Consider the following 25479-nt stretch of genomic DNA (forward strand, 5'->3'; position numbering starts at 1 on the left):
TCGCTCCATATCCGCTGAAATTTCTTATTCAAAATCTCAATAATTTTACTTTGCACACACTAAATCTGTTCTTTTAATCCACTGATTATACAGATTGAATGCAACTTCAAACCCATCTAAATTATTGAATATAATGACAAATTTTTGATGCAATTTTATGAAAATGGTTACATCAGCCATTGACAAAATTTTCCTGATCATTTGGTATATTCTACAGGCATCACCGAAAAAGGGTTCTGGCGTGGCCTTGGACCAACTGGCACATCTACACAATACTCCCCTGCAAAAGTTTCATTCGCTGGATGACGCAAAAAAGTGTTTGGAATATTGGGCTGAGTGTTTTGATGTGCGCCATATGGCCTATCTTGCAACAGACCTAAATGACCTGAATCCGAAAACAGCCTGTTTGGTCACCACCTATCCAGAAAAATGGATAGATCGCTATCTGAACCAGAATTACATTCACACTGACCCAGTGATTAAATTGGCTAATGAGCATACGCGACCTTTTTTCTGGGCGGAGTGCGATAATGATAATGAAGACACCAAAGCGTTTTTCATCGATGCTGAACAACACGGACTTGGCGGGCAAGGGCTGACCATTCCCATTCACGGCGCGAAAGCCGACAAAGCCATCTTTTCTGTCGCCTCTGACCTACCAGCTAAAGATTGGCAATTTTTCTGTGCCAAGCAGATGGGCAACCTCATTCTGTTTTCGCTACAATTCCATATGGCCACCATTGATGTCCGTGGCGCCTTGCTCAACCGGCCAGAATTGAAATATCGCGAAGTTGAAATTCTCTACTGGATTGCAGAGGGCAAAACAGCTTGGGAAACCAGTCGTATTCTCGACATCTCCGAGAAAACAGTTGAGCACGGCTTAAAACAAATTCGCTCAAAGTTTAACGCGACCAACACCACCCATGCGGTGAGCCTTGCCTTTCGCTTCGGCATTTTGCAATAATTTCTCACCGACGGACTTTTGCCGGAACATCCACATGCGCAGCGCGTTATGGCGATGGTCATCGCATTAAAAGAAAAGCAAAATCATGCATATCTGCACAGTGTTGAATAAGGATGGTGGTACGCTACGCACAATGGATGTGGAGCAATTCGCCACGCAAATTCGCCAGCGTTTCGAAGCGGCGGGACACACCATAAACATCCAAATCATCAGCGGCCCAGAACTGATTGAAACGCTGGATCAGCTCACAAATGATGCGGAATGCGAAGCGGTGTTGGCCGGCGGTGGCGACGGAACAATTTCCGCCGCAGCTCAACATTGCTGGCAGCATGGAAAGACACTTGGCGTAATCCCTGCAGGCACGATGAATCTGTTTGCCCGATCTTTAGGCATTCCGCTCAATCTTGACGATGCAATTGATGCCTTGGTGGAAGCTAAGCCAGAGCGCGTGGATATTGCCACAGCCAACGATCAACTGTTTTTGCACCAAATCTCCGTGGGCATGCACCCCAAAATTGTGAAGCTACGCGATCAACAGCAACACCAATCACGATTTCAAAAGATTTTCGGCGGGATCAAAGCTGCGCTCAGCACATTTAGCCGCCCGCCGCGCTATATGATCGACCTTGAGTTAGATGGCGAAAATCATCAAGAGAATCTGAGCCTTATTGCGATTGCCAACAATAAATATGGCCGTGGACATATGCCATACGCAGACTTTCCACAACAAGGTGAACTCGGCATCTATTCGGCACGTCCACTGCCCACACAGGCTAATCTGAAATTAGCATCTGACCTTCTGCTTGGCACCTGGGATACCAACCCCGACCTGATAGAGCGCGGCGCCAAATCCGCTGTGCTGTCATTCGAACACAGCAAGAAAAAGCCAGATGTTACGATTGATGGAGAGTTGGTCACGGGGCAAAATCGCTTTGAGGTGAAAATTCACCCCAAAGCACTCAGCGTATTGGCTCCCGTGGCACAAGAACCAGGCGGACTGTTTGGCTAGGCCGTCCAATCCAGCATATTTGCCATCAAGCGGTAGGCACCCGGCACCAACCTATCAAGCTGGTGATGCAGGATAAGGCTGGTGTGAATATGCCGCCCCTTGCCAAATTCACCCACAAGCAAGCTGCCCTCAAGCGGCTTCTCACCTGCATCATTCATGGATAAAAGCGGGGTATATGCACTGTCCCAACTGGATGCGAAGTAAAGTCCGCGTTCTTTGTGCCAATCGACCCAATCTTGATCGCCGATTTTGTTTGGTCCCGCAAACAACAAATGATCTGGCTGCAAATAGCGAACCTCTGCATTTTGATCTGTCACCCGCCAGCGCAAAGATGGCTTGCCAATCTCAATGGGCGCGAGTGGCACAGTGTCCTTATCCCAATTGTCCCATGGGCGATGATAAAGCGTAACCAGATTACCGCCATTGCGCACCCAAGCATGCAACGCCGAAACATTGTCCAACAAGGCAGGCCGCGTGCGAAATGCGAACACGCCGACAATAATGCTGTCAAATTGATCAAGCCGCCCCGCCGCCAACGCGTCATCATCAATTGCAGTGACGTCCAAGCCAAACTGGGTAAGCCAATAATCCACCCGATCACTACCACCAGCCACATAGCCGATGCGCCCTGTGGGCAATTTTGCATCTAAAACCCTGACGGATAATGCCGCATCCTCTGCACGAACCAATGGCCCCGTGTGTGGATAATGCATCCGACGGACAAACTGCGCGGCCGCACCATTTTGCTGCACTGGCAAATCATATAGCCCTTCGGCAATATCGCTTTGCGCAGTCACTGTGAGACCTGCCTCATTTGAAACAATGTCAAAATCTCCGGCCTTAGCAATCGATATATCGCCTTGGCGGGAACCTGTGCGCTCTACAATTTTGGTCGCCATATTCTGCTTATTGAACAGCAGCGCTCGTGGCTCTAAGCCAACTTCATTGGCAGGCAAAATGTTCAATCGCTCAATCGGGTCGAGTGATACTTCAACATTGACCCCATGCAACGCCCAAACAAGGCGCAAATGCACGCTTTCATTGCCTTGAACGGGTGACCAAATATCTGGCAAAGGGTCACTTGGCTCAGCATCTGATGGCACCTTCACCTGAAAATGCTTGGCGTCAGTCTCTTCAACAAGCCACCCATCCGGCGCAGCAATGGAAGCCCAAACAGCCAAGGGACTATCGAGCTCAATGTCAAACTTCACCACCTCGCCCGGACGCGCATAAATCTTTTGCGGCTTTAGAGAAGCACGAATGGGGCTTGCCAGATAAAGCGCACGCTGCAATTGCAGCTCCTTCGCATCAAGCCGATGCACAACTTCCGCTTTCGCTGCATCCGGACAGCTTGCCCGCGCTTCGCGCACAGCTTCCAATGCGGCCAGCAAGGAAGTGACCATTTGCTCCGTTTTCGGCAACGCCTCAATCGCCTGATCAATGGCATGCTGCGCAATGTAAAGCGACGATCCTATGGCTGGCGCTTGCGCATAATCAGCCAAATCATTCAGCGTTTGAGGTAAGCCATCAAAGATCGATTGCTCGTCATGCGGTTCACCATTGGCCGTCCACGCCAAATGAAGTGGCCATTTCTTTTCAACACCCGGCGATACCCAAGTACCCATGCCTTGTGTTTGGTGATATGCCCGCGAAACCTGACCCAACTGCGCATAATCCATGCCGATGATCGGGTCTTGCCCCGATCCATCCATCACAACGCTTGTGGGCGGCGGTGGCAAATCATCATCATAGGCATCGCCAGCGCCAGACCACGCAGGCAAATAGAGCTTTTTCACCTGCCACACTGGCAAATTCTGTTCTGGAAACGCGTTCGGGTCAGCCGCAAGTTTCACGGCTTTATAGGCACTTTGTGTCATCGCACGGTGGTGCCCATGCTGCCCCGGCACATCCAAGAATGTGGTGCAAATCATATCAGGTCGTTCTGTGCGCAAAATCCACACAAAGCGCTCCAATGTGCGCTCTTCACCCCAATAACCAAGGGTTTCTTCCCCGGTTTTGGAAAAACCGAAATCGGCCAACGGATCACCCGGATATTGGCAAAGCCAATATTGCGTCATGTCTAAAATCTCAGCGGCCCGTTCCATTTCGCGGGTGCGCACCACACCAAGATCCACACCTGTTTCAGTGCCAATAGCATTTTGGCCGCCTTCCCCGCGGGTGGAACAGGCGTGAGATAAATTGATCCCATCGCGATAGATCAAAGCGGCCAACATGGTGGAAATTTCATCATCCGGATGCGCGCCAGTGTTCATAAAACTTGTACAGGACTTAAGCGGCAGCAATGCCCGCCACAACTGCACGGAACGCGGTTGCGCAAACGCATTTATCAATCGGTCAGCTTCTGGCTTAGACATAGTTTTCCTCGCGTTCAGTAAGAATGTTTATTGGGGGTGATGGTTTGGTGAATCACCATAGCTCCAGCGCCAAGCGCCGCGGTTAGCCGACCCGAGAAGCCACGCATAACGCGGGGACACGCCCGCTCATCTCTGTTGGCGACAGAGCCTTTGGGCAGGTCGAGGCGAGCAATCAACGCATCAATCACCGCGTCAGGCATGGCACCGCCCAAAATGATGCTTTGGGGATCAAACAGATTTTCCAAGGTACCAATAACCGGCGATAAATGTTTTGCTGCCTGATCAATCCACGCCAGAAAGTGCGGGTTTCGCTGATCAACCAGGTCGGCAAAATCGGCGCCGCTTTGCGGATCAATGCCGAAAGGTTGCAAATAATTACGCGCCGCAATCCGGCTGGCATAGGTCTCAAGACAACCACGATTGCCGCAGGGGCATTGATGCCCATCAATCTGGGTCACGATGTGCCCGATCTCACCCGCATTGCCAAACGCACCGCGCAGCACATGCCCTTTGGTCACGACACCTAGGCCGATACCTGAACCGAAATAGACGAAACAAAAATCATCCAAATCAGACGCTACTCCTGCCACCCGCTCAGAAACGGCAGCGGCCGTGGCGTCATTTTCAATCAATACCGGATAGCCAATTTCCTGCTCAAATGCAGATTGCGGCTCAACCTCTTCCCAATCCGGCAAAACCGCATCCCCTGCCCGCGAAATGGCTGTATCGCCAAACGGACCGGGCATCACAACGCCCACACCAAGCAAGCTTTTCGGATCAAAGCCGCTCGCCTCAATCGCTTTGCGCACCTCATCACCCACCGCTTTAATGGCTGGCGTGGGCCGCGCATCGTCCAGCGGCACCCGTGCATTGTAGATCTTTTTTCCTGACAAATTGAGCGCAGTTGTCACCACGGCATCGGGCCGCAATTCAACGCCAATGGCGAACGCCCCTTCGGGATTAAACCGATATTGCAGCGCGGGTTTGCCGCGCTTCCCTTCCGTCCGATGACCATCTGGCATCAGTAATTTTTGCTGCTCAAGATCAGCCGTAATATTGGACACAGCTTGAATGCTGAGCCCACAGCTACGCGCAATCTCCGCCCGCCCCGCAGGTTCATTTGCCCGCACATAATCGAGCACCACTTTTTGATTGTGGTCTCGATTGCGCAGCGCGTTGCCGCCAATAATGCCTGTTGTGCCTTTAGTCGCCATCTATCGAAATTTATTTACTCAATTAACTTGAGTTAAGTATTGATTTGTTTTCGCAAATGGTCAACACTAAAGGCCGACCCGGTGAAGAAAAAAGCAAAAATGGCCGAAATTTAGAGTTTCAAGCCATTGAAAAACAATAAGAATTCTAAAATTCGGGCACAACTTATAGTGGAGGGATCCGAAAATGAAATCTTGGAAGAACAAGCTACTTGGTTTCGCATCAGGTGCTATTTTTGCCCTCAGCGCAGGTTCATCTTGGGCTGTGGAAATCGAATATTGGCAATATTTTTTCGAAGCGCGCGTAAAAGCAATTGATACGCTGATCGAAAAGTTTGAAGCCGAAAATCCAGACATCACAGTGAAGCACACAACCTTCCCTTATGCGGATTACCGCACAAAGGTTGCAGCAGCGATTCCTGCTGGCGAAGGTCCGGATGTGGTTCAATTGTTCTATGGCTGGTTGAATGATTATGTGGAAGCTGAGCTGATCACACCATTGCCGACAGATATGTTCCCACCGGAGCAAATCGAGGCTGAATTTTTCCCAATGGTTAGCGCCATGAAGCGCGATGGCCAATATATGGCATTGCCAACCGCTGTGCGCTCATTGGCTCTGTTCTACAATGAACGTTTGTTTGAAGAAGCAGGCATTGAAAACCCACCGGCCACATTGGACGAGTTGGTTGAAGTGGCGAAAAAGCTGACCAAAAAAGATGGTTCAGGCAACATCACCCAAGTGGGCATCACCACCGGCATGAACGCGCAGGATCACCATTGGTGGCGCGAAGTGCTAACCCGTCAGTTTGGCGGCGAGCCTTACACCGACAATTATCGCAACGTGAACTATGACGATGATGGCAGCGGTGCTGCAGCGTTGAAATGGTACACCGATTTGCAAAATGTGCACGGCGTAACCCAAGCAGGCTTTATGGATGAGCCACAAGCAGCCTTTAAAGCTGGTCGCGCGGGCATGCATATTGACGGTTCATTCCGCATTGGTGCCCTTGAAAGCACACGCGGTTTGAAGTGGGGCGTTGCCGAATTGCCTGCTGGCCCTGACGGCACAAAATCCAACTATTCAAGCTATTGGGTGAATGCCGTAACGTCTAAAGCAGACGGTGAAAAAGAAGAAGCTGCGAAGAAATTCTTGGCCTTCATCACCTCTGACGAAGCGATGCAAATCTGGTTGGACACAGTTGGCGAATTGCCAGCCAAACCATCAGCTGCGTTGACTGACGCCAACAAGGCTGACCCAGTGTTCGGTCCGTTCATTGAAGGTTTGGGCTATGCCAAAACCACAATCTTTGCGGAAGAATCTGGCCAACGCCAAGTGTTGATGGATGCGACCCAACGCATCTTCCTTGAGGGACAAACTGCTGAACAGGCCATCGCCATTGCAGCAGAAGAAGAACAAAAAATCCTCGACGAATATTACGAAGAATAAGATCTTGAAGGGGCGGCCACGCTGCCCCTTCACTTTCCTGGGGGGAATATTATGGGCTGGTATGCCAATCTGACCATTAAGCAAAAACAGGTGGTGTGGGCGTGGACCTTCTTGTCACTGCCAATCCTGTTTTATTGCGTCATCCGCTTTTATCCAACGCTGAACGCCATCACCCTTTCTTTTCAAGATTGGAACCTATTGGGCGATCGCACTTGGAATGGGCTGGACAATTACGGCAAGCTATTTGCTGATCCCGTTTTCTGGAAAGTGTTCAAAAACACCTTTGTTTATTTGCTGCTGGGCACTCCAGTAAGCTTGGTGTTCTCGTTTATCGTGGCCTACCACCTAGACAAAGTGCGCTTTATGCACGGCACAATCCGCGCGCTCTATTTCTTACCCTTTATGACATCTACTGTTGCTATGGCCTGGCTATGGCGCTGGTTCTATCAGCCCGTACCCATTGGCTTGTTCAACAATGCGCTAGCCAGTGTGGGCATTCCACAATTTCCCTTCCTCTCCTCAACCACATGGGCATTGCCATCAATTTTGGCGCCAGCGGTGTGGGCAGGATTGGGCTTTCAAATCATCATCTTCATGGCGGGCCTCCGCGCCATTCCGCAAACCTATTATGAAGCCGCGCGCATTGACGGTGTGGGACCGTGGACCATTTTGTGGCGCATCACTCTGCCACTCTTGAAGCCCACCATCGTTTTCCTCGTGGTGCTGTCTTCAATCGGCTTTTTGCGGATTTTCGACCAGGTATTCAACATGACCTCAAACAATCCGGGCGGGCCGCTTAACTCAACTAAACCGCTCGTTTTGATGATTTACGAAACCGCTTTTGACTCGTTCGATATGGGCTATGCCGCTGCGCAAACTGTGGTGCTCTTTATCATTCTCTTAGCCGTCAGCTTGGCGCAACTTTATATCATGAGGGACAAATAAAATGGCCAACACTGCAGATATTAAAGTCACCGCTGACGCGTTGGACAAAGCCACCCCAAAACGCCATGCCCGCAAACAAGACCCCATCGCGATTTTGCGTTGGATACTACTCATGGCCGGCGGCATTTTGATGGTAATGCCGATTGTTTATATGATTTCCACGTCGCTAAAATGGCCGCATGAAATCTATAATCTATCGATCATTCCTGAAGAACCCACCCTCGACAACTACGCCTATGTGCTTGAGGATGGCCGCTTCTATATGTGGTTCCTTAACTCACTGATCATCGCCACAGTCACCACAGTTTCTGCCGTACTGTTCGATGCCTTGGTGGGATATACCTTGTGTAAATTCCAGTTCCGTGGCCGCATGATTGTTTTTGTTGCCATCCTTTCTACCTTGATGATCCCAACCGAAATGCTGGTGATCCCATGGTATTTGATGGCGAAAAACTTCGGCTGGCTCGACACCTATTGGGGCATCATGTTCCCCGGAATCATGACTGCCTTCGGCACATTTTTGATGAAGCAATTCTTTGAATCAGTGCCAGACGACTTTTTGGAAGCCGCGCGGATCGACGGGTTGAACGAATTCCAAATCTGGTGGCGCGTGGCAATGCCAATGGTGAAACCTGCGCTTGCTGCGCTTGCCATTTTCATCTTCTTGGGCAACTGGACAGCCTTTATCTGGCCGCTAATCGTGACCAACTCGCCAGAGCTTTACACCCTGCCCGTTGGCCTCACCACCTTTAGTGTTGAGCAATCGGTACAGTGGGAGCTGATCATGACGGGGGCTGCTTTGGCGACCATTCCAACACTGATCGTGTTCCTGATCTTCCAGCGCTTTATTATTCGCGGCGTGGTTATGGCGGGGCTAAAAGGATGAGTGATAACTCTGTTTTTCCCCATCCAGTCTACAAAGATACGGTGCTGGCACCTCTTTTTGAAGGTGCCAAGGCCCACCATGTGGACGCGTTCCGTCGCATCAACCAAGCCCATTTGGTGATGCTGGTGGAAGAAGGCATTTTGCCTCAAAGCACAGGCCACAAACTGGCCACTGCTTTGCGTGCCATCGATGAAGAAGTGGACGTGCAATCCCTCACTTATACCGGCGAAGTGGAAGACTATTTCTTCTTGGTTGAAGCCGAATTGAAGAAACGGCTTGGCCCCGATTTGGCTGGCGCACTGCACACAGCACGCAGCCGCAATGATATGGACCACACGGTGTTCAAGCTGGGGCTGCAAAAACGTGCAGATGAGCTGATCCGCTCGCTCTATAGCCTTGTGCAGGCCATGCACGAGACAGCGGCGAGAGAAAAAGAAACACTGATTGTTGCCTATACCCATGGCCAACCAGCGCAACCAAGCACATTCGGCCATTATCTCTTGGCCGCATCTGAAGTGCTGCTGCGCGACCTCGATCGGCTAATGTTGGCACGACACCAAATTGAAAAATGCCCCATGGGCGCAGCCGCCATCACCACGTCTGGCTTTCCAATAAGCCGCACCTATATTGCTGAATTGCTGGGCTTTGAAGCGCCGCTGGAAAATGCATATGGATGCATTGCCAGCGTGGATTACATCACGGGCCTTTATAGCGCGATCAAATTGATCTTTGTGCATCTGGGCCGTGTGATCCAAGACTTCCAGTTTTGGAGCGCGTTTGAAGTGGGTCAGCTTTATGTGCCGAACGCCCTAGTGCAGATCAGCTCGATCATGCCGCAAAAGCGCAATCCCGTACCCATCGAGCATATGCGCCATCTCTGCTCTGTCACTGCAGGGCGTTGCGACATGATGGTCAACACCATGCACAACACGCCTTTCACCGACATGAATGACAGCGAAGGCGAAGTGCAACAAGCGGGCTATGCAACATTTGAAAGCGGCGGCCGCGCCATCGATCTGTTGGCGGCGTTTATACCCGCCCTTTCCATCAACGAGGAACGCGTGGCCAAAACCAGCGATGCAGCCTGCATCACCATTACAGAGCTGGCGGACACATTGGTGCGCGAGGAAAGCATCTCTTTCCGTCAAGCACATGAAATTGCGGCAGCGACCGCCAAAAAGGTGATCGCGGATGGCAAATCCTTGGCCGAGGCCTATGAGGATTTCCACGCTGCATTTGAAAAAATGACAGAGCGCGATACGCATCTGAACGAAGCGGCCTATCGCAAAGCGGTTTCAGCCCGGCATTTCGTAAATGTGCGCAAGCGGTTTGGTGGCCCAGCACCTGTGGCTATTGAAGATTCATTAGAGCGGCAAATCGCTCATTTCGATCAGCTCAAAACGGAATTTGAGCACATCCAAACAAGAAAAAACAACGCGAACCAAATGCGCGAAAAAGCATTTGACGCCCTACTCAACAATCGGGGGGAATGATTGTGGCAACGGTAACTTTATCAGACTTGACCAAAGCCTATGGCAAAGCCGAAGTGCTACACGGCATCAATTTGGATGTGAAAGACGGCGAATTTGTCGTGTTGGTTGGCCCTTCCGGTTGCGGCAAATCCACCACGTTGCGCATGCTGGCTGGGCTGGAAGAAATCACCTCTGGCGAAATCTCCATCGGCGACCGTGTGGTGAACAATTTGGAGCCTAAAGAGCGCAACATCGCCATGGTGTTCCAAAATTATGCCATCTATCCTCATATGAGCGTGCGCAAAAATATCGGCTTTGGCCTGCACACCTCTAAAATGAGCAAGCCTGAAAAAGAAAAACGGATCGACGAAGTCGCCGCCATTTTGGGCATGACAGAACTACTTGAGCGCAAACCCTCGCAACTTTCCGGTGGGCAACGCCAACGGGTGGCCATTGGCCGCGCGATGGTGCGTGACCCATCGGTTTTCCTTTTCGATGAACCGCTCTCAAACCTTGATGCACAGTTGCGGACGCAAATGCGCCTAGAAATTAAAAAGCTTCACCAACGGGTTGGCACCACCATCATTTTCGTGACCCACGACCAAGTGGAAGCCATGACATTGGCCGACCGCATTGTGATCATGAAAGACGGATACATCCAGCAAGTGGGCACACCGTCAGAAGTGTTCCTGAAGCCCAAAAACATGTTTGTGGCCCAATTTATTGGCGCCCCTTCCATGAATATGCTCAAAGGCACAGTTGAAGGCGACAGCGTGAAGCTGGAAGCCGGACCAACGATCAAAATGCCACATAAAGCAGATGTGAAAGACATCACAATTGGCATCCGCCCAAGTGCCCTGACCACTGCGAAAGAAGGCCAAACGCCATTGATGGAAGGCACCGTTTCACTCGTGGAACCACTGGGCACAGAAACCCTGCTCTATCTTGATGTGGGCGGCCATGAGGTCATCGCGTCTGCACCGGGCCGTGTGCATCCACAACCTGGCGAAAAGATCGCCCTTTATGCTGACGCGGAAGAAATCCACATGTTCGACACCAACACGCAAGAGGCCCTTGCGTGACAGATGGAAACCGAAAAGGCGTTTTATGCGTAGGTCGCATCTATTGCGACCTCGTATTCGCTGGCCTGCCGCACATGCCAAGGCTGGGTGAAGAAGTTTACGCTGATAGCTTTAGCGCCCATGCTGGCGGCGGCGCCTATATAACTGCCGCTTATTTGGCCGCAGCGGGACAACCAACTGAGATTTGTGCCTATCTGCCCCACGGGCCAATTGGCAGCTTTGTGCAAAACGATCTTGCCCAATCTGGCATTGGTGACCGCTATGCCGTAACCGCGGATGAAAAGTGGGGCACACAGCTCACTGTGGCTATGGCATTAAATGATGACCGTGCGTTCCTGACACGCCGTGGCGGAGAACCGATCCCCAATAATTTCGATCAAGCCATTGCGGACCCAAGCATCAAACATTTGCATATCGCTGAATTGGCAACACTGCTCGAAGCGCCCTTTATTCTGGACAAGGCAAAGGCAGCAGGGCTGAGCATTTCGCTGGATTGCGCTTGGGACGAAGCCGCAATGGATGCCGGAGAAGTGCGCGACCTGATCCAACAAGTCGATCTGTTTTTGCCTAATCTGTCAGAGTTCAAACGGGTATTTGACGTGACCGGTGAGATTGAATTTTTTGCATCAGAGCTAAGCGATTGGACCACCAAAATTATCGTGAAGCGCGGCGCAGATGGCGCGACTTTGTTTCACAAAGGCCAATATTCATCCGCGCCCGCGCTTCCCTGCACCATCGTGGACCCAACAGGGGCTGGCGATGCTTTTAATGCCGGATTTCTCACGGCATGGCTAAATGCTCAACCCGACCAGCAAGCCTTGGAAGAAGGCAATCGCTTCGCGGCGTCTTCCATCGGGTCAATTGGCGGTGCAACTGGCGCAGCACTGATCAAGCAAACGGGCAGCTAGACACGATCAGCAACTCCCGGTATGGCTAGCGAAATGGAGGCATTACTATGGCACATTTCAACCGTTTCTTGATCACATTTGGCTTTTTGCTTTTCGGCCTATTTATGTGGGTCATCTTGCCCAACACCATCGGCCTGATTGTCTTCATTCTACTTGGCTTTGTTGCGGCAGTGCTCGGAGCAATTGTGTTCAAAAAACAAGCGACTGAAAAGCAAATCAAAGAAGATTTGCAAAACCGCCTAAACAATGACTAAGCCGCAAAGACTTACCTTCAAAGGTATTAATTTGGACTGTATACAGCCCTAAAAAATCCGCCAAATACTTTGGCAAAATTAGACTAAAATTTATCTTATTTACTTCGCTTGATCGCCCCAACGAACAGCGATAAGCTGCCTGTGCACAATCAAATTTATGAATTATTTCTTTAATTATCAAAGCCTTATAACAAGACGGACAGATTGATGATTATTAATAATGAGTTAATGATCATTTTTTCTTTTACATTGCATCCAGCTTGTATGCATACTGGATAATGGTCTCTTTGTCATAGAGACCAATTGCCAATTTCAAGAGGCAATAGGGAGGAAATCATGACACTTAAAAAGAGCGTACTTCTTGCCGCCGCCATGCTTAGCGTGAGCAGTGTTGCGGCGCATGCAGCAGGCACATTGGAAGCCACGAAAGAGCGTGGTCACGTTTTGTGCGGTGTTTCACCTTCATCAGCGGGCTTTGCCTATGCCGATGACCAAGGCAAGGTTCAAGGCTTGGATGCAGATATCTGCCGTGCCGTTTCCGCCGCGGTTTTTGCAGACGGTGACAAAGTTGAATTTATTCCAACCAACACCAACACCCGCTTTCAGGCGCTGCAATCTGGCGAAATCGACATTCTGTCTCGCCAAACCACACACACATTCTCACGCGACAACTCATTGGGCCTGAACTTCGGCCCCATCGTTTTCTATGATGGCCAAGGCGTGATGGTGCCAAAAGATCTGGGCGTTGAAAGCGCATATGATTTGGATGGCGCAGCCGTATGTATTTTGCCGGGCACCACAACCCAGCAAAATCTGTCGGACTTTTTCCGCACCAACAATATCAGCTTTGAATCTGTCGTGTTTGAAAACACAGATGAATGGCGCAACGCCTTCTTCTCTGGCCGTTGTGATGTGTTGACCTCAGACCGGTCAGACCTAGCTTCAACAAAAGCTGTGGCCAACGATCCAAGCGCTTATGTTGTGTTGCCAGAAACCATTTCAAAAGAACCATTGGGCCCTGTGGTGCGCCACGATGATGACCAATGGCTCGACATTTTGACATGGTCTGTCTACGCGCTGATTTTTGCTGAAGAAAACGGCATCACTCAAGCCAATGTGGATGAAATGCTCAACAGTGAAAACCCAGAGATCCAGCGCTTCTTGGGCACAACTGGTGAATTGGGCAAGCAGCTCGGCTTGAACGATGATTGGGCCTACCAAATCATCAAAAGCGTGGGCAATTATGGTGAAATCTTCAATCGTCACCTGGGTCCAGACACCCCACTTGGCTTGAGCCGTGCTCAAAACAAACTACATACGGATGGCGGCCTACTTTATTCACCTCCATTCCGTTGATCCTGAAGCTCTTTTCATAAGAGCATGATCAAAAGCTTGGCATTCGCGCTGCGGCGCGGGTGCCCGAACCTTGGGGATGGGAGGGCCAATAATGTCAATAAATCGGCAAACAAAATCCGCGCAGGCCACAAGCTGGTCGAGCTTATTTTATGATGAGCGCGTGCGTGCAATCCTCTATCAGGTGCTGGCCGTAGTAGGCGTTGCGCTTGTCGCCTATTTCCTTTGGTTCAACGCCGCCACAAATTTGCGGCAACAAAATATCGCCTCTGGCTTTGACTATCTTGGGCTAGAAGCAGGTTTTGAAATCAGTGATCGACTGATTGAGTTTTCCCCGGCAGACAGCTATGCACGCGCCCTTTTGGTTGGGCTATTGAACACCATCTATGTGTCGCTGCTGGCCTGTGTGCTGTGCACTTTTTTGGGCACCTTTATCGGCGTTTTGCGCCTATCACCCAACCCGCTTTTGTCGAAGCTGATGCTGATCTATGTCGAGATCATGCGCAACATCCCATTATTGTTGCACCTCTTCTTCTGGTACACGATCATCGTGTTCATTTTCCCGCCAGTGCGTGAAGCATTGCAGCTGGCCCCCGGCGTTTACATCTCCAATGGTGGTTTCTATGTGCCGGTTTTAGAATGGTCTTTTGACCACACCATGCTGCTGATCACTTTGATCGCGTCGATGGTTGTGGCCTATTTCACCAACAAATGGGCCATTCAAAAACGCATCAAAACCGGTGAAAAAGTGCGCATTTGGCCAGTCCATCTGGCCATCATCACGCTGCCGCTTGCATTAGCCTATTTTCTCTTCACGCCAGAATTTAACTGGAACTTCCCCGAATTAGGGCGCTTCCGCTTTAGCGGAGGTGGCCGGATCACCGCCGAATTTGCAGCGCTGCTGATCGGCCTGACCTTGACGGCAACCGCCAACGTTGCCGAAATCGTGCGGTCCGGCATCCAATCGGTCAATAAGGGTCAGTGGGAGGCGGCACGGTCGCTGGGGCTAAAAGGCAATCGCGTGATGAAGTCCGTGATTTTGCCTCAAGCATTGCGCGTAATTATTCCGCCGCTGACCTCGAACTATCTCAATGTCACCAAAAACAGCACTCTGGCGATTGCCATCGGCTATCCAGATTTGGTGATGGTGTCCAACACAACCATGAACCAGACCGGGCAGGCCATCGAGGGCATCGCCATTTTTATGGCGGTCTATCTCGGCCTCAGCTTGCTCACATCTGTCGCGATGAATTGGTACAATGGCCGCGTGGCCTTGAAAGGACGCTAAGATGTCAAATGTTGCAAAAGTTCTGATTTCATCGCGCCGCCCACCAGAGGACACCACAAGCGTTGCGGGCCATATCCGCAAAAACTATTTCGGCACGCCTTTTAACGCCATTGTCTCCAGCATTTGCATTATCGCCTTTGTTTGGGTGAGCTGGTTGCTCATCAAATGGGCTTTCATTGATGCGCTGTGGACGGGCACACCAGAAGATTGCCGCATCAATAATGGCGCTTGCTGGCCGTTCGTCGCCACGAAAATCCGGTTCTTCCTGTTCGGCTACTTTCCGTTTGAAGATCATTGGCGGCCTGCATCTGCGGTCGGCCTCATGCTGGGCATGACGGCCCTTTCCATGCTGCCCTTTATGTGGCGCAAAGAACTCTTTTATGGCTGGATCGTCGCTTTGATTGCGATGTTCATTCTAATGAGCGGCGGCGTATTTGGCTTGGAGCCTGTCAGCACCAGCAAGTGGGGTGGCTTGCCGCTCACCATCATGCTCTCATTCGTGGGCATTGCTGCTGGCTTCCCTTTTGGTGTGTTGTTGGCCTTGGGCCGCCGCTCCAAATTGCCTGCCATTCGCACCATTTCCATCACCTATATTGAATTAATCCGCGGCGTACCGCTGATCAGCCTGCTGTTCATGGCCTCGGTGATGTTTCCATTATTCCTGCCTGATGGCATGACCATCAATCAGGTGTTGCGCGCGCAAGTGGCCGTGATCATGTTTGCAGCAGCCTATATCGCCGAAGTGGTGCGCGGCGGCTTGCAGGCCATCGACGACGGTCAATATGAAGCGGCCAAAGCGCTTGGCCTTTCCTACTGGCAATCCATGCGGCTGATCATTCTGCCGCAAAGCTTGAAGATCGTTATCCCCCCACTCGTGATGGTTTTCATTGGCTTTTTCCAAGACACCACTTTGGTGACCATCATCGGCCTGTTTGACTTTTTGAACACCATCCGCGGTGCCATGCGCGACCCAAATTGGCAAGGCATCGCTGTGTTGGAAGGCTACGCCTTCGCGGCCGTGGTCTATCTCGTCTTTAGTTACATTATGGGCGCCTATTCGCGCTATCTCGAAAGAAGGTTGAAAACATCTCATGACTGATAAAAACAACAATAAAATAAGCGTCATTAGAAATATCGACTGGCTTGTTGCGTGGGACGAAGCTGCCCAAAAACACTATTATCTGCGCAATGGCGACTTGGCCTACAAAGGCAATGAAATCTGCTATATCGGCAAAAGCTATGATGGCCATGCGGATAGCGAAATAGATGGCCGCAACTTCATGGTGATGCCGGGCTTTGTGGACATTCATGCCCATTCGGGCGATGAGCCAATGGCCAAAGGCGTGTTCGATGATATCGGCACCCCAGCCCTTTATGGCCAGGCCCTTTATGAATATTCCGGGGTTTTGGATTTTGATGATAATCCAGAGGCGCTTGAGGCTGGGTTGAACGTGATGCTGGCGGACCTGATGAAAAGTGGCGTGACCACTTTGATGGACCTCACCCGCCCGCATGATCGCTGGATCGACACCATGTATAAATCCGGCATTCGTGGCTATGTCGCCCCCGGATTCCGCGAAGCTTCCTGGCATGTACACAATAGCCATCGGCTCGATTTTATCTGGGATGAAGCCAAAGGCCGAGATGCCTTTGAACGCGCGAAAGCCTGCGTGAAAGAAGCCGAAGATTACCCATCAGACCGCATTCGCGGCGCACTGGCCCCCTCGCAAATTGAAACCTGCAGCGAAAAATTGCTGGCCGACGGGGCAGCCGCAGCCAAATCCATGGGCGTACCACTGACCATTCATGCGGCCCAAACCATGGCCGAGCATGAAGAATTGCTGCAGCGACATGGTATGACCGCACCGCAATATCTGAACAGCTTAGGCGTGCTGGGGCCTAATCTGGTGTTGGGCCATTGCATCTTTTTGGACCATCACAGCTGGACACGGCAGCGCACGGAAAATGATCTCGCCCTTTTGGCTGAAACAGGCACTTCCGTCGCTCATTGTCCCGTGGCCTTCGCCCGTTCGGGCATGACGCTGCAAACCATTGGTCGATATCAACGCGCCGGGGTAAATCTGGGCATCGGCACAGACACCTACCCCAACAATTATACCGAAGAAATGCGCATCGGCATGCTGGCGGCGCGGATTTCGGCCAAGTCGGTTTTTGATGTGTCCACTGCTGACATTTTCAACGCTGCCACCATCGGTGGGGCAAAGGCATTGCAACGCGACGATATTGGACGGCTGAAGGTCGGCGCCAAGGCCGACATGGTTCTGGTGAACACCAATCACCCCAGCATGTTGCCTGTGTATGATCCCATCCGCTCCTTCCTGCACAATGCGGCAGACCGGGCCATCTCACATGTAATTGTGGATGGTGATTTTGCGGTGCGCGATGGTGAACATTGCCATATCGACCATCAGGCCAATGCCGAGATTTTGACCGATGCGCAAAACAAAGCCGTGGCGAAGGCCCCACAAAACGATCCGCAGCATCGCAGCATGGACGTGCTGGCCCCGCTAACATTTGAAAGCAGATAGATGAGCACCACACTTATTCGCAATGCTGATTGGATCATCGCGTGGGACGATCAGCTCAAATCACACACCTATCTCACCAACCAAGATGTTGTGTTTAAGGACAATAAATTTGTCCAGATCGGCGGCACTTGGGACGGCGAAGCGGACCAGGAAATTGACGGCCGCGGCAAAATGATTATGCCGGGGCTGGTGGACATCCACTCGCACCCCACCTCCGAACCCGGCAATAAAGGTTTGTTGGAAGAATTGGGGTCAAAACGCCTCGGCCAAAGCTCGCTTTATGAATTTATGCCCGTGTTTCGCGTGCCACAAGAAGCCGCGCCAGTGGCCACCAAAGTCGCCATGGGCGAAATGCTGCAAAGCGGCGTCACCACCATTGTCGACATGTCTGGCAGCCGGGAGAACTGGGCCAACGAAGTCGCCGAAACAGGCATTCGTGGCGTGTTGTGCCCCATGTACCGTTCCGCCCGCTGGTTCACCAAGGATGGCCACTCCGTTGAATATGAATGGGACGAAAAAGCGGGCGAAGCGGCCTTTGAACAGGCGCTTAAAACCGTTGATGATGCCCGCAAGCACCCTTCTGGCCGCATGGACGGGATGTTGGGGCCATCGCAATTGGACACCTGCACCGAAGGGCTGATCAAAGACAGTTTGGCTGAAGCCAGAAAGCGCAACATGCGCATGCAAATTCACGCGGCACAGAGCGTAATTGAATTTGAAGTGATCATGCGGCGCTTTGGCTATACGCCAATTGAATATCTGGCTCATTTAGATGCGTTGGGGCCAGACACAATTATCGGCCATGGCATTTTCCTCAATGACCATCCGATGCTGCATTGGCCTGCGGCAAACGACTTTGAAACATTGGCAAAGTCTGGTGCCCACGTGGCCCACTGCCCCACCATTTTCTCGCGTCGCGGGATCGCCCTGAACACGCTTGATCGATATGCAAAAGCGAGCATTCGCGTGGGGATAGGCACAGACTCCTTCCCGCACAATCAGATTGAAGAAATGCGCCATGCCTGCCTGATGTCGCGGGTCAACACCCGCAACTATCTGGCCGGATCGACCGATCAAGCCTTTAACGCCGCCACCGTGTGGGGCGCAGAAGCGATTGGGCGTGATGATATTGGCAAATTGGCGGTGGGCATGAAGGCAGACTTCTCAATCGTCGACACCAAACACCCATTAATGCGCCCCTGCCGCGAACCCTTGCGCAGCTTGATTTACACAGCCGCCGAACGTGCGGTGAAAGATGTCTATGTAGACGGGCAGCAAGTGGTACGTGATGGCAAGGCCCTCTATGTGGACATGGATAGCGCCTTAGACCAACTCGAAGAATTCCAGCGCGAAACAGTCGCCACTGTTTCAGAACGCGATTGGGCGGGCCGACAAATCGAAGAGATGTCGCCCATGGTGTTTCCTCAAAAATAAGGCAAGTTAGATGGGGTTCTCACTTTACGCAGATATGTTGCTCACCAATGGGCCTGTTTATGTGGCCTATGGTCAAGCCTATGCCCAAGCGGTGGCCATTAAAGATGGCAAAGTGCTGGCCACAGGCAGCGCTGAGGAACTGGCCCCGCTGAAAGGGCCGGACACAAAACTGATCGACCTTGAAGGCCGCATGGCTGTGCCTGCCTTTAATGATTGCCACTTGCATATGATCTCGCTCGGCCGGTCGCTGGGCGAAGTAAACCTCAGCCCGCAAAAGGTGAAATCCATTCCCGAAGCGCTGACCGAGATTAAAAAACAGGCAGATGCCGCCAATCAAGGCGAGTGGATTTATGGCGGGCGCTATGATCATTTTGAATTTGCCGAAAAGCGCCACCCCACCATCGCCGAGCTGGACAGTGTTGCGCCGAATAATCCTGTCTATCTGAAACGCCGTTGCGGCCATGTGGGCGTAGGCAACAGCCTCGCCTTCCGCGCAGCGGGCATTGATGCCAACACGCCAGACCCAGAAGGTGGGCATATTCAAAAATTGGATGGCGAGCTAACGGGCCAGTTGCAGGAAACGGCTCAGCGTTTGGTGATGGACCAAATCCCACCCCTGACGCTCGATGAAGTGGTGACCGCCATTGAAGACGCAGCAAAGCACATGCTGAGCTTCGGCGTCGCGTCCATCATGGATGCGGGCGTGGGCATGAATGAAGGCATGATGGATATGGCCGGCTTTCAAATGGCCCGTCGCGACAAGCGCCTTCATGTCCGCTCTTATCTCACCATTTTGGCTGGCCCTTCCGGCATTATGGAGCAATGCAGCCCTCTCGGCCTGATCACAGGCACGGGCGATGATATGTTGCGCATTGGCCCCGCCAAACTCTTTGCCGATGGTTCAACAGGCGGCCACACCGCCGCAATGACCACGCCATATCTGAACGACGGGGACAATAAGGGCCTGTTCATTTATTCTGATCGGGAAATGAACGACATGGTGGCTGATTATGTGGCTCGTGGCTATCAGATCGCGACCCACACCATTGGCGATGCCGCGATTGAGCAAGTACTGACCGCCTATGAACGCGCCATCACAAATGACGAAATCCGTGCCCGCCGCCATCGGCTGGAGCATTGCGGATTCGTCACCGAAGATCAGCTTCAACGGATGCAGAAAGCCAATATTCTGCCGATCCCGCAACCCTGCTTCTTCAACCATTTCAGTGATCTTTATGCTGACGCGGTGGGCGAAGAGCTCACCTCAAAATCCTACCCCATGCGCACATGGGTGGAGCGCAGCATGTATCCCGGCGCCAGTACGGACACGCCTGTCTGCCCGCCAGATACCTTGCCGAACATCGCCGCCATGATGACCCGCAAGGGTCCAAGCGGCAAAATCTATGGCGCAGACCAAACCATCGATTTGGATCGTGCCATTGAAGCCATGACCTTTAATGGGGCCTATGCGGCGCATGAGGAAAACATCAAAGGGCGGTTGTTGCCCGGTCAATTGGCAGATATTGCCGTTATCGATCGGGACATCAGCCAATGCGATGCGGAAACCATTCGCCAGTCGCATGTGGATATGACCATTGTGGGCGGCGAGATCGCCTTTGATCGCAACGCCTAGGCGAGCGCTTTGACGGCGGCATCAAGGCCGCTCTCAAAGGGCAGATCAAATTTGTGCATGGCAACCTCTGTTGCCGCCAGGCAGCCTAAAATCATCGCTTCGTTCAAATCGCCCATATGGCCAATGCGAATAGCTTTGTTGGACAGCGGACCTAAGCCCCCGGCCAAAACCAAATTCAATTCCGACCGCGCATAATTGCGCAACTGTTCCGAGGCGAATCCTTCCGGCGTCAATATGGTGGTCACCGAATTGGCACGATCCTGTGGCGCATTCACGTTGAAGGCCATCGCGCCCGGCGCAGCCCAACAGGCAACTGCCGCATGCACTGCTGCGGCCAGCCGATCATGCCGCTGTTGCGCCACCGCCAACCCTTCCTGATTGAGCCGCTCCAAAGCGGCTTCCAGCCCGAAAATGCCATGCTGCGGTGCAGTGCCGCCAAATTGCGTGTAATTATCAGCGCCATGGCGCATGACCCAATTCCAATAAACAGATTTTACTGGATTTGCGGCAGCGACATCCATCGCCTTTTGGCTAACCGCAACCATCGCCAGCCCTGCAGGCCCCATCATCGCTTTTTGCGAAGCAGAAAATGCCACATCAACGCCCCATGCATCCATTTCAAAGGGCATAGTGCCGAGCGACGCAACCACGTCAGCCAGCAACAAGGCGTTATGATCTAACGCATCCATAACGCGGCGGATGGCAGGCACATCAGCCTTGATGGAAGATGCAGTATCGATCTGCGCAACCAAAACAGCTTTGATCTTCTTCGATTTATCATCTGCCAAGGCGCGTTGAATGGCATCAATGCCCGCAGCAGCGTGCGTGCCTTGGCCAACCGAGTGCACCTTCACCCCAAGCGTGCTGAGATGCTCGCCCCACCAATAGGAAAAGCCACCATTATTGACCAGCAACACCTGATCACCCTCAGTGAAGAGATTTTGCGCCACCGCATCCCACGCGCCATGGCCATTTGCGGCGTAGATAAACACATTGTGCCGGGTGCCAAAAATGGGCTTCAACGCCTCAACGCAGCGATTGCAAATATCGAAGAAAGTTTGGTCCGCCAAATCATATGACTGGCGCTGCATGGCGTTGCGCACAGATTGGGGAATGTAAGTGGGGCCTGGCGTATGCAAAAATGTACGCCCAATCTTAAGAGAAGCGGACTGGCTCATCAATTGTCGAACAGGTTACCCAGTTCCTCCAAAATTGACCGCCGCACTTGTTCAATATGGGCGGCCATTTTCTGTCGAGCCATCTCACTGTCACCATTGTGAATGGCATCTAGAATGTCCACATGTTCCTGCCCGCTCGGCACCAACCGTTTGGTCACGCCACCCAGATCAAAAATTCTGGTTTTAAGGCGCAAATCTTTGATATTTTGCGCAAGCAATCGGCTGCCAGAAAGCTCTGCAATGGTGAGATGTAACTCCTCATCAAGGGCAACATATTCATCAGTACCCAGCTCCCCCGCCTCAATCATTTGTTGATTGCGTACTGCGATTGGCTCCAAACGTGACTTATCAGAAGATTTGGCAGCCAAAGCCGCAGCTTCACCCTCTAAAAGGCGGCGCATGTGCAAAATTTCAATATAATCGGTAAGTGAAACGGTTTGCACCGTCGGCGTTTGCCCCGCATATCGCGTGATCAGACCTTCAGTAATCAGGCGACCAATCGCTTCGCGCACCGGCGTTCGAGACACGTTGAGTTTCTTCGCCAATCCATTTTCCTGAATGGCCAATCCCGCTTTCAACTCGCCCGCTAAAATCATGTTACGGATACGGTCGTAAGTCTCGTCAGCTAAGGTTGCCATTGGCGGCCTCTCAATCGCAAAAATCAGCGGTAATACATACTGTATACACATTTGTACTAGCGCTTAGAGCAGTGTGATGCAAGCCAAAACGCGCAGGATCACAGCCTATCCGCAATTTGTCCGCGCACGTAGAAAATGCCCCTCACTGCATGCGAGCATGCGTGTAGCTAGGTGAAAATGCTGATTTCGATTGACGCCCAAGCGAGCCGCTAAATTTTTGGTTCTGCTTTGGAAAATGGCGTCAGCTCTGCCGCATCAAAGATTGGCGCAACATCCTCTTGCCCACCATCCAGCATTGCTGCAATGCGCTCCAGCGAAGCAAGCAACATGGATTGCTCCCAATCAGAAAGCTCTTCAAACTCTTGTTCAAACTGCTCATGAATACCATCTGGCGATTGACTCAAAGCGGCATGCCCCGCTTCTGTCAGCGATAACCACACCTGACGCTTGTCGGTTTCTCCGCGCTTGCGCTCAATCAAGCCCCGCGCCTCAAGCTTATGCACCAAACCCGTGGTGGTGGCCTGGGTAATGCCCATGGACTGCGCAATTTGGCCCGCACTGCGTTCGCCGCCTTCATCCAAAAGACGCAACAAAACCAACTGCGAAGGCGTGATACCAGACGCACGCATCAAAGCTTTTGAGTTTGTATCCGCAGCCCGCAAGATTCGCCGAATTGAACTCAAAACCGATTTTGTTTTCTCTTCCACACCGCCCTCATCACCATATTCAGACGAGAAAGTTTAGCCCAATCTTTACCATCGACCAAGACATAAAATAAGTTTGTAAAAACAAATTATATGTCGGTTGACATTCTATTTTCTTTAATACGATCAAAGGGTTTCAGCCTCATATTTTTGACATAAATCCCCAAAAACGCACGATTTCAGCATTTTCCACGAAACTTTTCGACCCGTTAAGAGTTGACATTTAGTTAGTTGAAGCTAAATAAAAAGCGAATTTGAATTTTCACAACACATGGATTGTTGAAAAATGAAAACAAATAGCACCAAAGCACGCCCCACATTCCGCAAACCAACTGCAAATGATGGGTCCGTCGTTTGGGACATTGTAAAGAACTCTGGGAAGCTGGACGAAAACTCAATCTATTGTAATTTGCTGCAATGCACGCACTTTGCAGATACCTGCGTGATCGCAGAGCTGGACGGCAAACCAGTGGGTTGGATTTCCGCTTACATTCCACCACAAAAGCCCGACACTCTATTTGTTTGGCAAGTTTGTGTTGCTGAAGAAGCCCGCGGTTTGGGCATCGCTAAGCAATTGATCCACACCATCCTCAAGCGGGATGTGTGTGAAGACGTGCGCAAAATCGAAAGCACCATCACCAAAGACAATGAAGCGAGCTGGGCCCTTTTTGGCGCCATCGCTGACGCTTTCGGCGCGGACCTAGACAAAAAAGTGATGTTTGACGAAGAGAAGCATTTGGATGGCCAAGGTGACACCGAGCACTTGGTTTCAATTGCGCCCGTGAAACAAAATCACCCTGTATTGCGTTCAGTAGCGTAGCGCCGACAATCATCAAAATTTCAAGGACACACAATGACCAATAGTGAACAAAAAGACCTTCTCGTATTTGAACGTCGCGAAAGTGCCGTGCGCAGCTATTGCCGTGCCTTTCCAAAGATGTTTGATCGCGCGGTCAACGCCACTATCTATGGCGCTGACGACAAAGAATATATCGACTTTCTGGCCGGTTGCGCCTCGCTAAACTATGGGCACAACGACCCAGACATGAAGCAAGCGCTGATCGATTTCATCAGCCGCGACGGCATTGCGCATGGCTTGGACATGCACACCAATGCAAAGCGCGATTTTCTGGAAACATTCCATAGCCGCATTTTGGCCCCACGCAACATGGACTATCGCACCATGTTCACCGGCCCGACAGGTGCAAACGCAGTTGAAGCTGCATTGAAGCTTGCGCGGAAAGTGACAGGCCGCACCAATGTGATCTCATTCACCAATGGCTTCCACGGCATGACCTTGGGCGCATTGGCCACAACGGGCAACGCCGGAAAACGTGGCGGCGCAGGCACCGAACTGTCTGGCGTACACCGAGCCCCATTTGATGGCTATTTTGGTGACAATGTAGATACAGCAGAACAGCTCGATATTTTGTTGAGCGACAGCTCAGCTGGCATTGATGCCCCGGCAGCCATTTTAGTGGAAGCTGTGCAAGGCGAAGGCGGCTTGAACGTTGCCTCAAAAGAATGGATGCAGAAAATGCAAGCCATCGCCAAAAAGCACGGCGCGCTGTTCATCGTTGATGACATTCAAGCGGGTTGCGGCCGCACCGGCACCTTCTTCTCATTTGAAGAAATGGACATTGAACCGGACATCATCACCATGGCCAAGTCACTTTCAGGCATGGGCCTGCCATTTGCAGTGACCCTGTTTAAACCTGAATTGGACATCTGGAAGCCGGGTGAGCACAACGGCACATTCCGTGGCAACAACCATGCGTTCATCACAGCAAAAGTGGCGATTGAGAAATTCTGGTCAGACGACACTTTCCAAGCGGAAATTAAAGAGAAGTCTGAGTTTTTGGAGCAACGCCTTCAGTCAATCGCCGACAAATATGGCTTCAGCCTTAAAGGCCGCGGCATGATGAAGGGCATCGATTGCGGCAGCGGCGAAGCTGCTGCGGACATTTGCGAGCACGCATTTGAAAATGGCGTGATCGTTGAAACTTCAGGCAGTGACGACGAGATCGTGAAAATTCTCGCGCCATTGACCATTGAAAAAGAAACCTTCGCCAAGGGTCTCGACATCATCGAGACCGCATTTGATTGCACCCTTGTCGACAAGAACCAACGCTCAGCAGCGGAGTAAAAA

General features: G+C 51.6%; 22 protein-coding genes. 17 read left to right on the forward strand and 5 right to left on the reverse strand.

All coding sequences use genetic code 11. The features are described 5' to 3' along the window. Positions 1-157: 157 nt before the first annotated feature. Together ATL17_RS05245 and ATL17_RS05250 are read left to right on the forward strand one after the other, a co-directional pair. Complete coding sequence (locus tag ATL17_RS05245) at positions 158-964, forward strand: helix-turn-helix transcriptional regulator (RefSeq protein WP_133571703.1); 807 nt, start codon at positions 158-160, stop codon at positions 962-964. An 85-nt stretch (positions 965-1049) separates the two neighbouring features. Then, positions 1050-1973, forward strand: coding sequence for a diacylglycerol/lipid kinase family protein (locus tag ATL17_RS05250; protein WP_133571704.1), 924 nt, complete (start codon positions 1050-1052; stop codon positions 1971-1973). Here the strand turns inward: ATL17_RS05250 and ATL17_RS05255 are convergent. Then, positions 1970-4348: a PIG-L family deacetylase gene (locus ATL17_RS05255; protein WP_133571705.1), complete on the reverse strand. Its 2379-nt coding sequence runs from the start codon at positions 4346-4348 to the stop codon at positions 1970-1972. The two genes, ATL17_RS05250 and ATL17_RS05255, sit on opposite strands and share 4 nt — an antisense overlap. Positions 4349-4362: 14 nt before the next feature. Beyond that, positions 4363-5562 carry an ROK family transcriptional regulator gene (locus tag ATL17_RS05260; RefSeq protein ID WP_133571706.1) on the reverse strand — a complete coding sequence of 400 codons (1200 nt, stop codon included), beginning with the start codon at positions 5560-5562 and terminating at the stop codon, positions 4363-4365. A gap of 184 nt (positions 5563-5746) precedes the next feature. Here ATL17_RS05260 and ATL17_RS05265 point away from each other — a divergent pair, with 184 nt between their 5' ends. The 13 genes from ATL17_RS05265 (at position 5747) to ATL17_RS05325 (ending at position 20810) form a co-directional block, all read left to right on the forward strand. Beyond that, positions 5747-7006, forward strand: coding sequence for a sugar ABC transporter substrate-binding protein (locus tag ATL17_RS05265; protein WP_133571707.1), 1260 nt, complete (start codon positions 5747-5749; stop codon positions 7004-7006). 51 nt (positions 7007-7057) lie between these two features. Next, positions 7058-7951: a carbohydrate ABC transporter permease gene (locus tag ATL17_RS05270; protein WP_133571708.1), complete on the forward strand. Its 894-nt coding sequence runs from the start codon at positions 7058-7060 to the stop codon at positions 7949-7951. A 1-nt stretch (position 7952) separates the two neighbouring features. Continuing rightward, a complete protein-coding gene (locus ATL17_RS05275; protein ID WP_133571709.1) occupies positions 7953-8837 on the forward strand; it encodes a carbohydrate ABC transporter permease in 885 nt (294 codons plus the stop codon). Further along, a complete protein-coding gene (argH, locus tag ATL17_RS05280) occupies positions 8834-10330 on the forward strand; it encodes an argininosuccinate lyase (RefSeq protein ID WP_133571710.1) in 1497 nt (498 codons plus the stop codon). The genes ATL17_RS05275 and argH overlap by 4 nt, the downstream gene beginning before the upstream one ends. Positions 10331-10332: 2 nt before the next feature. Beyond that, complete coding sequence (locus tag ATL17_RS05285; RefSeq protein WP_133571711.1) at positions 10333-11391, forward strand: ABC transporter ATP-binding protein; 1059 nt, start codon at positions 10333-10335, stop codon at positions 11389-11391. After that, positions 11388-12299 (forward strand): carbohydrate kinase family protein, encoded by a 912-nt coding sequence (locus tag ATL17_RS05290; protein ID WP_133571712.1) that lies wholly within the window; start codon positions 11388-11390, stop codon positions 12297-12299. The genes ATL17_RS05285 and ATL17_RS05290 overlap by 4 nt, the downstream gene beginning before the upstream one ends. A gap of 47 nt (positions 12300-12346) precedes the next feature. Continuing rightward, positions 12347-12553 (forward strand): hypothetical protein, encoded by a 207-nt coding sequence (locus ATL17_RS05295; RefSeq protein WP_133571713.1) that lies wholly within the window; start codon positions 12347-12349, stop codon positions 12551-12553. Positions 12554-12889: 336 nt separating this feature from the next. Then, a complete protein-coding gene (locus ATL17_RS05300) occupies positions 12890-13909 on the forward strand; it encodes an amino acid ABC transporter substrate-binding protein (protein WP_133571714.1) in 1020 nt (339 codons plus the stop codon). Positions 13910-14000: 91 nt separating this feature from the next. Beyond that, positions 14001-15194, forward strand: a complete 1194-nt coding sequence (locus ATL17_RS05305) for an amino acid ABC transporter permease (protein ID WP_133571715.1) — start codon at positions 14001-14003, stop codon at positions 15192-15194. Between the two features lies 1 nt (position 15195). Further along, entirely contained in the window at positions 15196-16293 is a 1098-nt protein-coding gene (locus tag ATL17_RS05310) for an amino acid ABC transporter permease (protein WP_133571716.1), read from the forward strand. Further along, the gene (locus tag ATL17_RS05315) at positions 16286-17743 is read left to right on the forward strand and encodes an amidohydrolase family protein (RefSeq protein ID WP_133571717.1); all 1458 of its coding nucleotides are present in this window, start codon (positions 16286-16288) and stop codon (positions 17741-17743) included. The genes ATL17_RS05310 and ATL17_RS05315 overlap by 8 nt, the downstream gene beginning before the upstream one ends. Beyond that, the gene (locus ATL17_RS05320) at positions 17744-19177 is read left to right on the forward strand and encodes an amidohydrolase family protein (protein WP_133571718.1); all 1434 of its coding nucleotides are present in this window, start codon (positions 17744-17746) and stop codon (positions 19175-19177) included. A gap of 10 nt (positions 19178-19187) precedes the next feature. Continuing rightward, on the forward strand, positions 19188-20810 hold the full coding sequence (locus ATL17_RS05325) for an amidohydrolase (RefSeq protein ID WP_133571719.1): 1623 nt from the start codon (positions 19188-19190) through the stop codon (positions 20808-20810). Here ATL17_RS05325 and ATL17_RS05330 read toward each other — a convergent pair. From ATL17_RS05330 to ATL17_RS05340, 3 genes are all read right to left on the reverse strand, one after another. Then, positions 20807-21949, reverse strand: coding sequence for a pyridoxal-phosphate-dependent aminotransferase family protein (locus ATL17_RS05330; RefSeq protein WP_166638903.1), 1143 nt, complete (start codon positions 21947-21949; stop codon positions 20807-20809). The two genes, ATL17_RS05325 and ATL17_RS05330, sit on opposite strands and share 4 nt — an antisense overlap. A 38-nt stretch (positions 21950-21987) precedes the next feature. Continuing rightward, on the reverse strand, positions 21988-22626 hold the full coding sequence (locus ATL17_RS05335) for a GntR family transcriptional regulator (protein WP_166638904.1): 639 nt from the start codon (positions 22624-22626) through the stop codon (positions 21988-21990). A 209-nt stretch (positions 22627-22835) separates the two neighbouring features. Beyond that, positions 22836-23333 (reverse strand): MarR family winged helix-turn-helix transcriptional regulator, encoded by a 498-nt coding sequence (locus ATL17_RS05340; protein ID WP_133571722.1) that lies wholly within the window; start codon positions 23331-23333, stop codon positions 22836-22838. Positions 23334-23616: 283 nt separating this feature from the next. Between ATL17_RS05340 and ectA the strand changes: the two genes are divergently transcribed. Both ectA and ectB read left to right on the forward strand, forming a co-directional pair. After that, positions 23617-24150 carry a diaminobutyrate acetyltransferase gene (gene ectA / locus ATL17_RS05345; protein WP_133571723.1) on the forward strand — a complete coding sequence of 178 codons (534 nt, stop codon included), beginning with the start codon at positions 23617-23619 and terminating at the stop codon, positions 24148-24150. A gap of 33 nt (positions 24151-24183) precedes the next feature. Then, positions 24184-25476 (forward strand): diaminobutyrate--2-oxoglutarate transaminase, encoded by a 1293-nt coding sequence (gene ectB, locus ATL17_RS05350; protein ID WP_133571724.1) that lies wholly within the window; start codon positions 24184-24186, stop codon positions 25474-25476. Positions 25477-25479 lie beyond the last annotated feature (3 nt).

Source organism: Maritalea mobilis, from assembly GCF_004363175.1.
Lineage (GTDB): Bacteria > Pseudomonadota > Alphaproteobacteria > Rhizobiales > Devosiaceae > Maritalea > Maritalea mobilis.

Coding starts and splice junctions, on each gene's coding strand:
- ATL17_RS05245 (WP_133571703.1), top strand. CDS start 158: ATGAAAATGGTTACATCAGCCATTGACAAAATTTTCCTGATCATTTGG.
- ATL17_RS05250 (WP_133571704.1), top strand. CDS start 1,050: ATGCATATCTGCACAGTGTTGAATAAGGATGGTGGTACGCTACGCACA.
- ATL17_RS05255 (WP_133571705.1), bottom strand. CDS start 4,348: ATGTCTAAGCCAGAAGCTGACCGATTGATAAATGCGTTTGCGCAACCG.
- ATL17_RS05260 (WP_133571706.1), bottom strand. CDS start 5,562: ATGGCGACTAAAGGCACAACAGGCATTATTGGCGGCAACGCGCTGCGC.
- ATL17_RS05265 (WP_133571707.1), top strand. CDS start 5,747: ATGAAATCTTGGAAGAACAAGCTACTTGGTTTCGCATCAGGTGCTATT.
- ATL17_RS05270 (WP_133571708.1), top strand. CDS start 7,058: ATGGGCTGGTATGCCAATCTGACCATTAAGCAAAAACAGGTGGTGTGG.
- ATL17_RS05275 (WP_133571709.1), top strand. CDS start 7,953: ATGGCCAACACTGCAGATATTAAAGTCACCGCTGACGCGTTGGACAAA.
- argH (WP_133571710.1), top strand. CDS start 8,834: ATGAGTGATAACTCTGTTTTTCCCCATCCAGTCTACAAAGATACGGTG.
- ATL17_RS05295 (WP_133571713.1), top strand. CDS start 12,347: ATGGCACATTTCAACCGTTTCTTGATCACATTTGGCTTTTTGCTTTTC.
- ATL17_RS05300 (WP_133571714.1), top strand. CDS start 12,890: ATGACACTTAAAAAGAGCGTACTTCTTGCCGCCGCCATGCTTAGCGTG.
- ATL17_RS05305 (WP_133571715.1), top strand. CDS start 14,001: ATGTCAATAAATCGGCAAACAAAATCCGCGCAGGCCACAAGCTGGTCG.
- ATL17_RS05310 (WP_133571716.1), top strand. CDS start 15,196: ATGTCAAATGTTGCAAAAGTTCTGATTTCATCGCGCCGCCCACCAGAG.
- ATL17_RS05315 (WP_133571717.1), top strand. CDS start 16,286: ATGACTGATAAAAACAACAATAAAATAAGCGTCATTAGAAATATCGAC.
- ATL17_RS05320 (WP_133571718.1), top strand. CDS start 17,744: ATGAGCACCACACTTATTCGCAATGCTGATTGGATCATCGCGTGGGAC.
- ATL17_RS05325 (WP_133571719.1), top strand. CDS start 19,188: ATGGGGTTCTCACTTTACGCAGATATGTTGCTCACCAATGGGCCTGTT.
- ATL17_RS05335 (WP_166638904.1), bottom strand. CDS start 22,626: ATGGCAACCTTAGCTGACGAGACTTACGACCGTATCCGTAACATGATT.
- ectA (WP_133571723.1), top strand. CDS start 23,617: ATGAAAACAAATAGCACCAAAGCACGCCCCACATTCCGCAAACCAACT.
- ectB (WP_133571724.1), top strand. CDS start 24,184: ATGACCAATAGTGAACAAAAAGACCTTCTCGTATTTGAACGTCGCGAA.